This window comes from Sorangium sp. So ce1504, assembly GCF_051521635.1.
Taxonomy (GTDB): domain Bacteria; phylum Myxococcota_A; class Polyangia; order Polyangiales; family Polyangiaceae; genus Sorangium; species Sorangium cellulosum_B.
On sequence record NZ_CP150365.1, the window covers coordinates 11,176,841 to 11,189,669 of the forward strand.

At 71.0% G+C, this 12,829-nt stretch carries 13 protein-coding genes and 1 pseudogene; 4 read left to right on the top strand and 10 right to left on the bottom strand.

Annotated features, from left to right (window positions below):
- Window positions 1-109: 109 nt before the first annotated feature.
- The 4 genes and pseudogenes from WMF39_RS42120 to WMF39_RS42135 all read right to left on the bottom strand — a co-directional run.
- Window positions 110-373 (bottom strand): annotated as a pseudogene (locus tag WMF39_RS42120) (HAD family hydrolase); the annotation flags it as partial.
- A gap of 5 nt (window positions 374-378) precedes the next feature.
- A complete protein-coding gene (locus WMF39_RS42125) occupies window positions 379-774 on the bottom strand; it encodes a type II toxin-antitoxin system VapC family toxin (protein WP_437742081.1) in 396 nt (131 codons plus the stop codon).
- A complete protein-coding gene (locus tag WMF39_RS42130) occupies window positions 771-1,043 on the bottom strand; it encodes a hypothetical protein (RefSeq protein ID WP_437742082.1) in 273 nt (90 codons plus the stop codon). Before WMF39_RS42130 ends, WMF39_RS42125 begins: the two co-directional genes overlap by 4 nt.
- 160 nt (window positions 1,044-1,203) lie before the next feature.
- The gene (locus tag WMF39_RS42135; protein ID WP_437742083.1) at window positions 1,204-1,407 is read right to left on the bottom strand and encodes a hypothetical protein; all 204 of its coding nucleotides are present in this window, start codon (window positions 1,405-1,407) and stop codon (window positions 1,204-1,206) included.
- Window positions 1,408-1,742: 335 nt separating this feature from the next.
- On the opposite strand from WMF39_RS42135, the gene WMF39_RS42140 reads away from it, so the two are divergent.
- The 3 genes from WMF39_RS42140 (at window position 1,743) to WMF39_RS42150 (ending at window position 4,211) form a co-directional block, all read left to right on the top strand.
- The gene (locus tag WMF39_RS42140; protein WP_437742084.1) at window positions 1,743-2,756 is read left to right on the top strand and encodes a tetratricopeptide repeat protein; all 1,014 of its coding nucleotides are present in this window, start codon (window positions 1,743-1,745) and stop codon (window positions 2,754-2,756) included.
- 247 nt (window positions 2,757-3,003) lie between these two features.
- On the top strand, window positions 3,004-3,714 hold the full coding sequence (locus tag WMF39_RS42145; RefSeq protein WP_437742085.1) for a hypothetical protein: 711 nt from the start codon (window positions 3,004-3,006) through the stop codon (window positions 3,712-3,714).
- A gap of 11 nt (window positions 3,715-3,725) precedes the next feature.
- Window positions 3,726-4,211 carry a hypothetical protein gene (locus WMF39_RS42150; protein WP_437742086.1) on the top strand — a complete coding sequence of 162 codons (486 nt, stop codon included), beginning with the start codon at window positions 3,726-3,728 and terminating at the stop codon, window positions 4,209-4,211.
- A gap of 66 nt (window positions 4,212-4,277) precedes the next feature.
- Here WMF39_RS42150 and WMF39_RS42155 read toward each other — a convergent pair whose 3' ends face one another.
- From WMF39_RS42155 to WMF39_RS42180, 6 genes are all read right to left on the bottom strand, one after another.
- Window positions 4,278-5,012, bottom strand: a complete 735-nt coding sequence (locus WMF39_RS42155) for a hypothetical protein (RefSeq protein WP_437742087.1) — start codon at window positions 5,010-5,012, stop codon at window positions 4,278-4,280.
- On the bottom strand, window positions 5,012-7,021 hold the full coding sequence (locus tag WMF39_RS42160) for a DUF1585 domain-containing protein (protein ID WP_437742088.1): 2,010 nt from the start codon (window positions 7,019-7,021) through the stop codon (window positions 5,012-5,014). Before WMF39_RS42160 ends, WMF39_RS42155 begins: the two co-directional genes overlap by 1 nt.
- A complete protein-coding gene (locus WMF39_RS42165; protein ID WP_437742089.1) occupies window positions 7,018-8,574 on the bottom strand; it encodes an ABC transporter ATP-binding protein in 1,557 nt (518 codons plus the stop codon). Before WMF39_RS42165 ends, WMF39_RS42160 begins: the two co-directional genes overlap by 4 nt.
- Window positions 8,571-9,653 carry an ABC transporter permease gene (locus WMF39_RS42170; protein ID WP_437742090.1) on the bottom strand — a complete coding sequence of 361 codons (1,083 nt, stop codon included), beginning with the start codon at window positions 9,651-9,653 and terminating at the stop codon, window positions 8,571-8,573. The genes WMF39_RS42165 and WMF39_RS42170 overlap by 4 nt, the downstream gene beginning before the upstream one ends.
- Before the next feature lie 62 nt (window positions 9,654-9,715).
- Window positions 9,716-10,834, bottom strand: a complete 1,119-nt coding sequence (locus WMF39_RS42175) for an ABC transporter permease (protein ID WP_437742091.1) — start codon at window positions 10,832-10,834, stop codon at window positions 9,716-9,718.
- 19 nt (window positions 10,835-10,853) lie between these two features.
- Window positions 10,854-11,888, bottom strand: coding sequence for a BMP family lipoprotein (locus WMF39_RS42180; protein WP_437742092.1), 1,035 nt, complete (start codon window positions 11,886-11,888; stop codon window positions 10,854-10,856).
- A gap of 362 nt (window positions 11,889-12,250) precedes the next feature.
- Here WMF39_RS42180 and WMF39_RS42185 point away from each other — a divergent pair, with 362 nt between their 5' ends.
- A complete protein-coding gene (locus WMF39_RS42185) occupies window positions 12,251-12,829 on the top strand; it encodes a hypothetical protein (RefSeq protein ID WP_437742093.1) in 579 nt (192 codons plus the stop codon).

Here is a 12,829-nt window from a genome sequence, read left to right on the forward strand (position 1 = left end):
TGATGCCGCCTTGAGGCGGCGAGGCCGAGGTGCGCGCTGATGCCGCCTTGAGGCGGCGAGGCCGAGGTGCGCGCTGATGCCGCCTTGAGGCGGCGAGGCCGAGGTGCGCTCAATACCAGCTCGGAACGAAGCCGAGGTGCGCGAGCTGCTCGAGCACGAGCGCGACGCCGTCGTGATCGTTGGAGATCGTGACCTCGTCGGCGGCGGCGAGCACGTCGGGATGGGCGTTGGCCACGGCGACGCCGCGCCCTGCCCAGCCGAGCATCGGCAGGTCGTTGGGCATGTCGCCGAACGCGATCACCTGCGCCGCCGCAATGCCGTGCTCGGCGCAGTACGCCTCGAGCGCGCCGGACGACGAGGTGCGCGCGGCGGCGGGGGTCAGCCGATGATCCTGACAGCGATCCTGCTGCTCAGCTGCCGGAAACGATCGTCGTTCGTCCAGATCTGATCGCAGCCGTGGTGGACGGCGCACGCTGCATGAAGAGCATCGGGGGTCTTCAGCCCGTGTAGCGCTCGAAGCGTGGTCGCGAGGTCGAAGACTTCCGGGGAGAGCGGCAACAGTCCGAAGGCGGAGAGCATGCCCTCATACATCGCTCGCAGGCCGCTATCATTCAACCGAACGGGTTTCACGAGGCATTCCAGTCGAACAAGAGGCGATATGTACGCATCGCTCGATCCGAGCGAAAGCAGCGCGCGATCCGATGCACCCCTGTAGGACTCCGCCCCCTCGACCCGATAGATGAGGACGCAAGAGTCCAGATAGATTCGACTCACGGTTCTCCCCAGCTGTCGCGCTCCGCGCTCAGCGCGGCATCAACCTGCTCCTTCGACAAGAGTCGCTCCGGGTTCTCTTCGCGCCACGCGTCGACGGCACGGCAAGCGGCCAAGAGCCTTTCATGGCGTCCCCCCTCCATGGAGTGCGCGTCTCGCTGTTCGTGAATCAGCACGATGACCTCGGCTTCTCCCTCCGGCACATCCTCTGGAAGGTCGATCTCGACGTGTCGCGACTTGGGAACGTGGACAATGAGCTTGTGTGCGTGCATGGCCCTTCGTGGAGCATACGTCGACGCTCCATCCGGCGCCATCCTCGGCGTCAACCTCCAGCGGCGCCCCGAGCGTGCGGACAGGACAGCCTCCCGCGTGCCTGCTGAGGGTGCAAACCCAACGCGAGCCCGGGAGGGCACGCTCCTCGGCGCTGCTGGGCTACTTTCCGGCGCTGCTGAGTACGCCCCGGCGGTGCTGGACGCGTTCCCGAAGCTGCCGGCGGATCCCTAGCCGCTCGAACGCCGCCAGCATGAGCGCGTTGGTCTGCGTGGCGCGCGGGAGATCCAGGCCGTGATCGGGGAGCCCGAGCGCCGCGAGGTAGTCGCCCCAGCTGTCGAACAGCGCCGCCTTGCACACCAGCACATCCGCGGACAGCGGAGCGCCCGCCGGTGGAGGTGTTCGTCAACCCAGCTTAGCGCGCTGCGACCGCCTTCGCACCGTCCCGTCCAACGGCCATCCTCCGCGCGGGTGCGATTCCGGAAGGATGAGACGGCCATCGATGCGGGTGAGATGAGAAATTTCGTCGCCGAAATGCAATGCAACGCCAGATGCCTCTCGGCATCGCTCGCGCGCCGGGAACGCTGGCCAGGCACACACGGAGGATGGTAGAGAGCGAGCGTGACGCTGGCGCGCGGTCACGTGCGTTGGCGCGCCCGAGGTGGAGCGTGCGAGGTCCTCGATCAGCATCCTGTCTTCCGTTGTGGGCGGCGTTGCTCCTCGTGCTGCTCGCGGCTGCTTCCGCGCGTGCGGAGGCGCCTCTGAAGCGCTCGCGAGCCGTCAAGGAGCTCATTCGCGAGGCGGGGGCGGCGCTGGATCGGCTCGACGTCGCGCGAGCCCGGGAGCTGTGGGGCGAGGTGTACGATATCGAGCGGTCGAACGTCGCGATGTGCAACATGGGGCAGCTCGACCTGCGGATGGGCCGCTGGGAGGAGGCCGTGGTGGAGCTCTCGCAGTGCGTCGAGCACATGCCGGCCCCGCGCACGGAGGTGGAGCGGCGCCTGTATGATCACCGGCACGCCGACCTCGCCCGGGCCCGGCGGCGCGTGGGTGAGGTGGTCCTCATGCCGCCGCCCGGCGTCGTGGGCATGTTCGTGAACGGCCGGGGGGTGAAGGACGGCAGCCGCGTCTACGTGAGGCCTGGCCAGCACGAGGTGATGGCCGTCGGGCAGGAGGGGCAGGTCGCGCGCGCGGGTGTGAAGGTGGAGGCGGGCGAGTCGAAGGAGGTGCCGCTCACGTTCGACAAGCCGGCACAAGCGCCGGAGAACCACGCGCAGCCGCCGAAGGACCGCGCTCAGCCGCCGAAGGGGGCTTCCGGGCCTGGAGCGCCCGGGCCTGCGGCGCCCAAAGGGCCGCCGCAGGGCGCAGGCCGGCCCGGGCCGGACCTCCGGATCGTCACGACGGGCGCGGTGGCCTCGGTCGGGTTCTTGGTGGCAGGCGCCGTGTCCCTGCAGAGCGCGCAGGGGTACGAGCAGGAGGCGAAGGCGGCTCGACAGCACGCCCAGCTGATGAGCACGGTCGACCCCGCATTTCAACCCGACTACGACGAGATGGTCGATACTGCCGCAAGCGGGAAGCTGATGCGTCTCCTGGGTACCAGCGCGTTGATCGCTGGGGCGGCAGCAGGCGCGGCCACCCTCGTGTACGTCTGGTTGCCGAACGACGCGCAGATTCGAGTGACGGCGCACGGCGCGGAGGTTCGCGTTCGATGGTGAGCGTCGGCGATGTCGCTTTGGACCGTCAGCGCGTGAGCATGGCGACGCTGGCACGGAGGCCTTTCTGATGCGGCGTCCGATGTTGCTGTTCGTCTCCGCGATAACGCTGCTCGCGTGCGAAGACGAGTGGTTTGTGCCGCTGCTTCCGCCGCCGGCCGATTCGGCTCCAGTGCTGTGGATGTGGGTAGGTCCGGAGGACGATGCACCTCCCTGTATCGACGGCCAGCCACCGAAGTGGGAAGGCTGGATGGTTGACGCGCCTGAAGGGCTGCCGGACACGTGTGATGCGTGCGAATGCGGTCCGGCGGCGTGCGAGCTGCCCTCCACGGTCATGGCGAACGCGATGACCTGCCCAGGCGGAAGCACCTCGATCGCGCTCGACGCCGGAGCGGGATGGGATGGGACGTGCGCTGCGCTCCCGTCGCCCGTCCAGCCGGACGATTTCGCGTCCGTCGTCTACGAGCCGCCGACACTCTCGCCGTGCACCCCCTCGGCGACGCCCGAGCCGCCGCCCGTTCCTGCAAGGTTCGTCCGGGTGTGCGCCGGCAACACGGCGCAGGAACCGCCGGGGTTCATCCCCTGCATGCAGGCCAGCAGCGAGGGGACCTGCAGGCGTGGCCTGACACGACACGAGTTCTTCGAACAGCTGATCGACAACCGCGCCTGCGCTCCGTGCGAGTGTGGTCCCCCAGCGGGGGGCAGGTGCGTCGCCGACGTCGGCTTGTATGGGGACAGCGCATGCAGCGACCGCATAGACGCGGGGCTCCCCGTCGGCCTCGGGGAGACGGCCTGCGCGGACGTCACCTCGCCCCTCCCGCTCAGCGCGATGCGCGCCACGCTCGTGGAGGAAGAGCCAGGCGCCTGCTCCCCGAGCGTCGCTGCCGTGCTTGGCACCCTGGAGCGACGCGAGCCGCACATCGTATGTTCCTATTCCGAGATCTGGTGGGACACCCCGTGAGGCGGATGACGATGTCCATGTCGAGCGCGCAGCTCACGCTCCTGGCCGTGCTGTCGCTGCCAGCGATGGCGTGCGCCAACCATCCGGACATCGCGGGGAAGGCGGTCGTCGCCCTCGACGGTGAAACCCTGAGCTACGATACCGGCGATGATGGACGGAGGTTCGTGAAAACAGGGGAGAGGTGGTCGACGGGGTGCTACCTGAAAGACTCCTTGCCGGAGATGTACCTGGACCGCGCGCGCGACGACAACCCGCCGATCAGCTCAATTGCATTGCTCGTCAAGCGCGAGGATGACGGCGGCAAGCCTCTACCGAATGTCGCGATGCACACAGGAGAGGATTTCTACGATGGCTTTTGCCACGTCGTGGCGACGGTCGGCAGCGATCCGCGCGAGGTGGACTTCTCGACGGGTGATTGCGAGCTGCAGCGAGCCCTCGACGGCCATCCCGCGCTGCTCGTCTCCGCTCTGTTTCACGTCAAGGAGTGCGACGAGTAGGTCACGGCCGGCGCGGCCGGAGCCACGCGCGACGCCGGCCGCGCCGTGGGCCCGCTGATAGTACCCCTAATACAGGTGGAACTCCGGGTGCCGCACGAGCCCGTAACAGACGGCCGCCCACCCCGCCTCCTCCGGCGAGAACCGCGACTTCGCCGCGCCCTTGGCGCGGTGCCGCGCGACCGTCCCCTCGTACAGCGCGAAGAACTTCCCCTGCCGATCCGGCGGCCCGAGCCGCGCCGGGTAGCTCAGGAACGTCCGGTGCAGCACGTCGAAGCGCGGGGCGAACGCCGCCTCGTCCGGGTCCTGCGCGGGCAGCTCGAACGCGAAGATCAGCCGCCGCTCGATCGGGACGCGCTCCTTCGCCTTGAGATCGTGCTCCAGGGCGCGGTCGCAGAGCGCGATCCCGAGCCGCTCGAACGCCGCCAGCATGAGCGCGTTGGTCTGCGTGGCGCGCGGGAGATCCAGGCCGTGATCGGGGAGCCCGAGCGCCGCGAGGTAGTCGCCCCAGCTGTCGAACAGCGCCGCCTTGTCGTCCCCCCGCGCGCGGCGCTCGACCTCGGCGGGCGCGAGGCCGCCGAAGAGCCGGAGATAGGTCCTCAGGTACGCCTCGGCCGGGATGAGCCGCAGATCCTCCTTCGGCGCCCGGCTCTGCGCGACGCGCCCCGTCTCCCGGAGCGGCGCTGCAGGCCGCGGCGCGATCGCCTCCGGCGGGCCGCACGCGCCGGCCAGCGCGGCCACCGCGGCCACGCCAGCGAGGGCGAAGGCCCCCGTCCGCCCGGGCGCCCTCCCCCGGCCCTGCATCACCGCGCTCCCTCGCCGCGCGTCGCGCCGCCCCGCTCTGCTCCACCCTTCCCCGCGCCACCCCGCTCCGCCTCGCCCTTCGCCGCCCCGCCCCGCTCCAGCGCGGGCCGCACGTTGCTCGCGCGCGCATACGCCGGCGAGCGGACGATCGCCTCGACCAGCGGCCGCATCCGGTAGCCGCGCGACACGAACCGCTCGCGCAGCGCGCCGAGCAGCGCCTCGTCCTCCTCGCGCAGCGGCCGCCCCAGGAACGACTCGGTCACGCGCTCGACGGCGCACGACGCGAACTCCGGCAAACGCGTGAGATCGGCCGCGGCGCCGGCCGGGCCGCGCTCGGCGTGATCCGCCGAGGCATAAGCGCCCCGCAGCACGCCGCGCTCCCGGCTCGAGAACACAGGGTCGTAGAAGCGCTGGCACGATTGCCCCGTCTTCCCCTCCGCGTTCAGCTTGCACACCGGGTTCTCGATCGGGAACCTCCCGGCGGGCAGATAGGTCCACGTCGTCTCCTCGACCCGCGTGAAATACGCCGCTAGCGGCTCCAGCGTCGCATGACAGCTCGCGCAGCCCGGCCGGACCATGAGGTCGGGCTCCTCCGACGGCGGGAGCTCCGCGTGCTCGGCCGTGAAGCTCTTGCACAGGAACGCGCTGTAGAGCGCCGCCGCCCGCGCGCGCCGCGAGGAATACTTCGTGAGGAACACCGGCGTCGTGAGGATCCCCGCCGCGCGCGGCCCGCGATCGGGGATGAACGTCCAGGCCGAGACGTCGTGCGGCGCGACGACCGGCGGCACCGCGCCCGGCAAGAACAGGGGCGCCTCGTCCTCGCGCATCCCGTACGACGGGTGCAGCGAGCAGCACGCCGCGGGCGCGCTCGACCGGTAAAACTGCGCGAGCGGGCCGTTGATGAACGTATAACGACCGGTGAGGATCTCCCGGAAATCACGATCCGCCGCGAAGACGTGATTCATGAGATGAATCGCCTCCTGCGACCACCAGAACTTGTTCCAGCCGGTGATCGTGTGCGGCGCGGAGCCGATGGGATCCTCGATACCGAGCGGGGTATTCGCCGGCAGCACGAAGGCGCGCGGATCCCTGCCCGCGCTGTCGGCGGGCAAGCAATGCTCGAGGCCGATGCCGCAGCCGCAGTCGACGCTCATCACGGGCGCGAGCGCGCTCCGGCACGAGATCGGCTCGCCCCGGTGCGCCTTCGCATAACGATCCTCGCGCACCGGCGGGCGCGCGCGGCCCGGCGGCGGCGGCGCCCCCTTCGGCGGCGGGGGGATGTCGCTCGCGTAGATGTGGCCGACGTCGGCGGTCTGCGCCTCTTCCTTGCAGACCCGGACCTCGACGGTCGGCGTCTTGCCGTCCGGCTCGACCAGGAGCTGCGGCAGCGGGACATAGGCGCTGTCCGGGTCCTTCCACCCGTCGCCATAACGCTGCGTCGGGACGACGGAGAGGTAATCGCGATAGAGCCAGTAGGGGCGCACGAGCGTCGTCCGCTCGTCGAGCAGCCGCTGGGAGATGCGGGCGGGCGTCCCCTTGATGGGCGCGTAGGCCGCCACCCCGAGCCCGCTCTCGGCGTCGGAGAAGCAGAACTCGCCGTCGATCACCGGGTTCAGGCGGCGCTGGTTGACGCGGTAATAGACATAGAGCGGCTTGCCCTCCGGGCCGAGCACCTCCACCCGGCGGAGCGTCGTCGCGGGCGGCGTGAACAGCCCCGCCGGGCCGAGCTCTAGCCGCAGGACATCCATGTAGATGCGCGTGAGCCGCTCGGCATACCCCGGGCCGTCGAGGTGGCGCTCTATCCAGGCGTCCAGATCGAAGCCCGGCGACTCGAGCTCGGCGAGCTCCTCGCGCGTCGGGAGCCGCCCCTTCAGATCGAGGGAGAGCGCCCGGAAATACCGGTACTGCTCCAGCGTCGGGGCGGCGGCGGACGGCGGCGCGAACGAGGCCGCGGCCGCCGCCGCGAGCGGCGCCGCCACGGCCAGCGCGCGCAGCGCGCGCCCCCTCATGCGTCGACCTCCTCCGCGGCGGGCGGCGGGGCCTCCTCGCCGGGGAGCACCCCGGCCATCAGCATCCCGAGCTCCGTCCGCGATACCGCGCCCGCGTCCCGCGTCGCCACGATCTCGCCCCGGTACATGACCGCGATCCTGTCCGACAGCGCCAGGATCTCGTCGAGCTCCGCCGACACGAGCAGCACCGCCGCCCCCGCGTCGCGCGCCGCCACGATCTCGCGGTGGATGTGCTCGATCGACCCGACGTCCACGCCCCGGGTCGGCTGGCTGGCCACGAGCAGCTCGACGGGGCGGCTCATCTCCCGGGCGAGGATCACCTTCTGCTGGTTGCCGCCCGACAGCGCGGACACGGGCGTCTCCGGGCCGGGCGCACGGATGTCAAAGGTCTTTATCAACCGCCTCGCGTTCTCCTCGCGGGCGTCGTCGCGGAGCACGCCGCGCACGGCGAACGGAGCCTTGTAGTAAGTGCACAGCACGAGGTTGTCCGCGATCGCGTACGAGAGCACGAGCCCGTGGCGCTGGCGGTCCTCGGGCACGTGCGAGACGCCGCGCTCGATCAGGGCGCGGGGCAGCGCGCCGGTGACGTCGCGGCCCCGGAGGAGCACGCGCCCGGCGCGGGGCGGCGAGAGGCCGGTGATGGCCTCGCAGAGCTCGGTCTGGCCGTTGCCCTGCACGCCGGCGATCCCCAGGATCTCGCCCGCGCGCACCGAGAAGCTCACCTCGCGCACCACGTCGGCGCCGGATCCGCGGCGGCCCGCGACGCCGAGGCGCTGCACGTCGAGCACGATATCCTTGGGGCTCGCCGGGGCCTTGCTCACCTGGAGCACCACCTCGCGGCCCACCATCATCGCCGCCAGGCCGCGCTCGTCCGTCTCCGCCGGGATCGCGGCGCCCACCACGCGCCCGGCGCGCATGACCGTCACCCGGTCCGCGACCGCGAGCACCTCCCTGAGCTTGTGCGTGATGAACAGGACCGAGACCCCCCGCGCCGTCAGCCCCCGCAGCACGCGGAACAGCTCGTCCGCCTCCTGGGGCGTGAGCACGGCCGTGGGCTCGTCGAGGATCAGGATCTCCGCCTTCCGGTAAAGAGCCTTGAGGATCTCCACCCGCTGCTGCACGCCGACCGGGAGGTCCTCCACCCGGGCGTCGGGATCGACGTCCAGCCCGTGGCGCGCCGAGAGCTCGCGGACCTCGGCGCTCGCGCGCCGGCGGTCGAGCAGGGCGCCGCGCACGGGCTCCGCGCCGAGCACGACGTTCTCGGCGACCGTGAACACCGGGATCAGCATGAAGTGCTGGTGCACCATGCCGATCCCGAGCGCGATCGCGTCGCTCGGCGAGCGCAGCGCGACCGGGCGCCCGCTCCGGACGAGCGACCCCTCGTCCGGGCGCAAGAGCCCGTAAAGGATGTTCATCAGGGTCGATTTCCCGGCGCCGTTCTCCCCGAGCAGGGCGTGGATCTCGCCCTTTCGGAGGTCGAGATCGACCTTGTCGTTCGCCAGGACGCCGGAGAACCGCCGGGTGATCCCCCGGGCCTCGAGGACGGCCGTCACCGCCGTCCCTCCCGCTCGTACGGCAGGCCGTCGGCGGCCGGCGGCGTGGTCTTGCCGATGACGCCGGTCAGGAGCAGCAGCGTCAGGAGATACGGCACCAGCCCGACGACCGACGATTGCTGCAGGAACGACCACGACGGCGGGATCTGGTCGCGGAAGAGCTGCAGGTTGATCTGGAACGCCTGCGCCGCGCCGAAGACGAGCGCCGCGGCCCACGAGCCGAACGGCGTCCAGTCGCCGAAGATCATCGCCGCGAGGGAGATGAAGCCGCGCCCGTTCGTCATCAGCGGCTCGAAGGACGGCACCGACTCCAGCGTGAAATACGCCCCGCCGAGCCCGGCGATCGCGCCGCCGATCACGACGTTCACGTAGCGCACGCGGGCCACGTCGATCCCGACCGTCGCGGCCGCGCGGGGGTGCTCGCCCACGGCCCGCGCGCGCAGGCCCCACCGCGTGCGGAAGAGCACGAGGTGCGTCAGCCCGACCAGCGCGACGGCGGCGACGGCGATCGGCTGCTGCTCGAACACGGGGCCCACGACCGGGATGTCCGCGAGCAGCGGGACGCCGAGGCGCGGAAGGACGCCCGGCGCGTGAGGCACCTGCCCGCCGAACACGCTGCCCGACCCGAAGAAGAGCTGGCGGTTGAAGAAGCCGGTGAGCCCCACGGCGAGCAAGTTGATCACCGTCCCCGCGAGGATCTGGTCCACCGAGAAGGTCACCGCAAGCGCGGCCAGCAGGAGCCCCAGCGCGGCGCCGGTGGCGACCGCGATCACGACGCCGAGCAGCAGGCTCGGCAGCGGCGGGAGGCCCAGGATCGAGCTCGCGTAGATCGACCCGAACCAGCCCGAGAACGCCGCCGCGAGCATCATGCCCTCGATGCCGAGGTTGACGACCCCGGAGCGCTCGCAGAAGACGCCCGAGAGCGCCCCCAGGGTGAGCGGGGTGGCGACGGCGAGCGTCGTGGCCGCCATGCTGGCCACGATCGTCAGCGGCGGCACCTGCGACGCGCCGACCAGCGTCACGACGAGGACCAGCACGCCCACGACCACCGCGATGAATGCGTAGCGTCGATAGCCCATCTTCGTCCTTCCCTGCTCCCGTTCCCCGCTCCGGTCCCCGGCTCCTCGCCCGAGCCGGCGCGCTAACCACCCCACCCGCGCGTGAGCACGAGCCGCTCGTGCTCGCCCCGGACGCGGTAGATGCGCCGGACCAGGGCGTCCGCCGCGACGAACAGCAGGATCAGCGCCTGGATGACGGAGATCACGTCGATCGGCACCTGCGTCAGGTACTGCATCCGGGTCGCGCCGCTGCGCATCACGCTGAACAAGAGGGCCGCGAGCACCGTCCCGCCGGGGTGCGCCTTGCCGAGCAAGGCGATGGCGATCGCGTCGAAGCCATAGCCCTGCGAGAACCCGAGCTCGTGCCGGTGGTGCAGCGCGCTCACCTCGATGGCCCCTGCCAGCCCGGCGAAGGCGCCCGAGAGCGCCATGGTCGCGATCACGGTGCGGCTCACCCGCACGCCGGCGTAGCGCGCGGCGTCCGGGCTCTGCCCGGCCGTGCGGACCTCGAAGCCGAACGTCGTCCGCCGGAGCGCCCACCCGACGAGCGCCGCCGCGAGCAGGGCGAGCGGGAAGCCCCAGTGAAGCCGGAAGCCCTCCACGAGCGCCGGGAGGCGCGCGCTCTCGTCGATGAGCGGCGTGCGGGAGAGCACGTTGGACGCGCCCGGATCCTTCATCGGGCCGTTCAAGAGGAAGCTGACCGCGTTGAGGGCGACGTAGTTGAGCATGATCGTGCTGATCACCTCGTGTCCCCCGGCGCGCGCCTTGATCCAGCCGGGCACCGCGGCCCACAGCCCGCCCGCGAGCGCGCCGAGGAGCAGCGTCAAGGGGACGTGCAGCGCCGCGGGCAGGCCGCCGCCCACGAGCTGCGGCAGCCAGTGGCCCGCCCAGGCCGCGGAGAGCGCCCCGAGCGCGAGCTGCCCCTCCGCGCCGATGTTGAAGAGGCCGCCCTTGAGCGCCAGCGAGACCGACAGGCCGGCCAGGATGTACGGCGTCGCCCACACGAGCGTCTCGCTCACCGCCCGCGGCGACCCGAGCGCGCCCTCGAGCATGCCGGCGTAGGCCTCGAGCGGGTTGCCCCCGGCCACGGCGATGAGGACGCCGCCCAGGACCATCGCGGTGAACACCGAGAGGGCCGGCAGGAGCAGCGGCCGGAGGCGCCGGATCAGCCCCTCGAAACGCCGGATCAGCTTCTCTCGCATCCTCGGGGGCCCAGGGCGATCACGGCCCCTTGGCCGGCGGCACCGCCGTCTTGAGCGTCCCGTCGAGGAGCCCTTTCCGGAGCTCCTCCATCTTCGCCTTCACCTCGGCGGGGACCTTGGCGTCGAGATCGTGATACGGCGCATACCCCGACTTGCCCTGGAAGTTCCCCGACGGCAGCTTCCCCTCCTTGGCCGACTTGATGAGGTCGAAGGTGCCGTCGGAGATGAGCTTGACGGCGCTGGAGAGGAGGACCTTCTGGGCCTCGGGCACCGTGAAGTACTGGTCGGTGTCGACGCCGATGGCGTAAACGCCCTTCGTGGCCGCGCCGAGCAGCGCGCCGTTGCCCGTCTTGCCGCCGCCGCCGAAGACGATATCGACCCCCTTGTCGATCATCGAGACGGCGGTCGTCTTCCCCCACTCGGGATCGGTAAACGTCTTATCGAAGCCGACGTCGTTGTGGTAGACGACGCTGAGCTCGATTTCGGGCTTGACGTGGCGCGCCCCCGCGCGGAAACCCTCACCGAAGCGCCACACGGGCGGGACGGCGTCGGTGGCGAGCACGGCGCCGATCTTCCCCGTCTTGGTCATCATCGCGGCCAGCGCGCCGACGAGGAAGCCGCCGTGGTCCTCGGGGAAGACCAGGCCCACGACGTTCGGCTTGTTCGCGATCTGGAACTGGTCGATGCCGATGAACTTGACGCCGCTGAACTGATCCGCCGCGGCGCGCGTCGCCTCCGTGAGCCCGAAGCCCGACGTGACGACCACGTCGTAGCGCTCCTCGGCGAACGTCGCGATGTTCTTGGGGTAGTCCTTCGGATCCGTCGTCTCGATGTACTGCGTCGTGGCGCCGAGCTCCTTCTGCGCCCGCTGGATCGCCTCCCAGGCCGACTGGTTGAACGACTTGTCGTCGATCTTGCCCATGTCGGTGACGAGGCCCACGCAGAACACCTCGGGGCTCGCGCAGTCGGCCTTCTTGCTGCTGCTGTTACACCCCGCGAGCGCGCTGGCGAGGGCCAGCAGGACCGCGATCGCGACGCGCCGCTTCTTCAACATGGCGGATCTCCTTGGAAGGCCCGCATTGGACACCGGGCCGCGCACCAAGGCAACCACCGTATCGCAGTGGCACACCTTTGCTCACACGAGCGCTCTCATCTGCTGCGCGGGAGCACGGCCGGCTGCGCGGGAGCGCCGCGCGCCTCCCCTCGAGATCGCGATCGGGGGAGCAACATTTTTTCCTCGAGCGTTGTCACAGTCGATCGGCAGCGCCCGATGAGCGACGGGGCGCGCCGGCGCAGCCTTCCCGAGGAGGTCCTTCCATGAATGGTCCCGCCGTTCGATTCACGCTTTTTTGTGCTCTCATCGCGTCCGCCCTCGTCCCTTCGGCGGACGCGTCGGCCTGCGGTGGAGTCGAGATCATGCCCGCGATCGACCACCGCGTGATGGGCATCGCCCAGGCCGAGCAAGCACTTCACGACGGCCGGTTCACCGCGGCGGCGGGGAGCGTGATCCGGATGTTCCCCGAGATCCGGCGGATCTCCTATGACAAGGACCCGCTGATCAACCGGGCCTTCCGCGTGCTCGCGGTGGCCACCGCGCGCGCGGACGGGGCGCTCCAGGTCGGACCGCAGCTGCCGCGCGAGCTGCTCGAGACGTGGGGCGGGGCGTCGGCCGAGGAGCGCAAGGGGAACATCGACTGGTCGATCCGCGCGCTGCGCCGGCTGAACGAGCAGCGGAAGAACGATCCGGCGCTCCAGACCGACCTGGGCGAGGCGCTCGCCAGGGCGCCAGAGCACCGCGGCGAGGCGCTCAAGCTGCTCGGCGATCTGGCCGAGAAGGACCTCCTGACGAGCCCCGAGGCGTACGCGACGCTGGCGCGGCTGCGCGCGCTCTCGGGGGACAACGCGGGGCACGACGCCGCGGCCACCCGGTGCGAGACGATGGCGCAGAACAAGGCGCTCTGCCGGGCGACGGGCGCGGTCGGTCCGCAGAGCTGA

Coding starts and splice junctions, on each gene's coding strand:
- WMF39_RS42150 (WP_437742086.1), top strand. CDS start 3,726: ATGTCCATGTCGAGCGCGCAGCTCACGCTCCTGGCCGTGCTGTCGCTG.
- WMF39_RS42180 (WP_437742092.1), bottom strand. CDS start 11,888: ATGTTGAAGAAGCGGCGCGTCGCGATCGCGGTCCTGCTGGCCCTCGCC.
- WMF39_RS42145 (WP_437742085.1), top strand. CDS start 3,004: ATGGTTGACGCGCCTGAAGGGCTGCCGGACACGTGTGATGCGTGCGAA.
- WMF39_RS42185 (WP_437742093.1), top strand. CDS start 12,251: ATGCCCGCGATCGACCACCGCGTGATGGGCATCGCCCAGGCCGAGCAA.
- WMF39_RS42130 (WP_437742082.1), bottom strand. CDS start 1,043: ATGCACGCACACAAGCTCATTGTCCACGTTCCCAAGTCGCGACACGTC.
- WMF39_RS42175 (WP_437742091.1), bottom strand. CDS start 10,834: ATGCGAGAGAAGCTGATCCGGCGTTTCGAGGGGCTGATCCGGCGCCTC.
- WMF39_RS42160 (WP_437742088.1), bottom strand. CDS start 7,021: ATGAGGGGGCGCGCGCTGCGCGCGCTGGCCGTGGCGGCGCCGCTCGCG.
- WMF39_RS42170 (WP_437742090.1), bottom strand. CDS start 9,653: ATGGGCTATCGACGCTACGCATTCATCGCGGTGGTCGTGGGCGTGCTG.
- WMF39_RS42155 (WP_437742087.1), bottom strand. CDS start 5,012: ATGCAGGGCCGGGGGAGGGCGCCCGGGCGGACGGGGGCCTTCGCCCTC.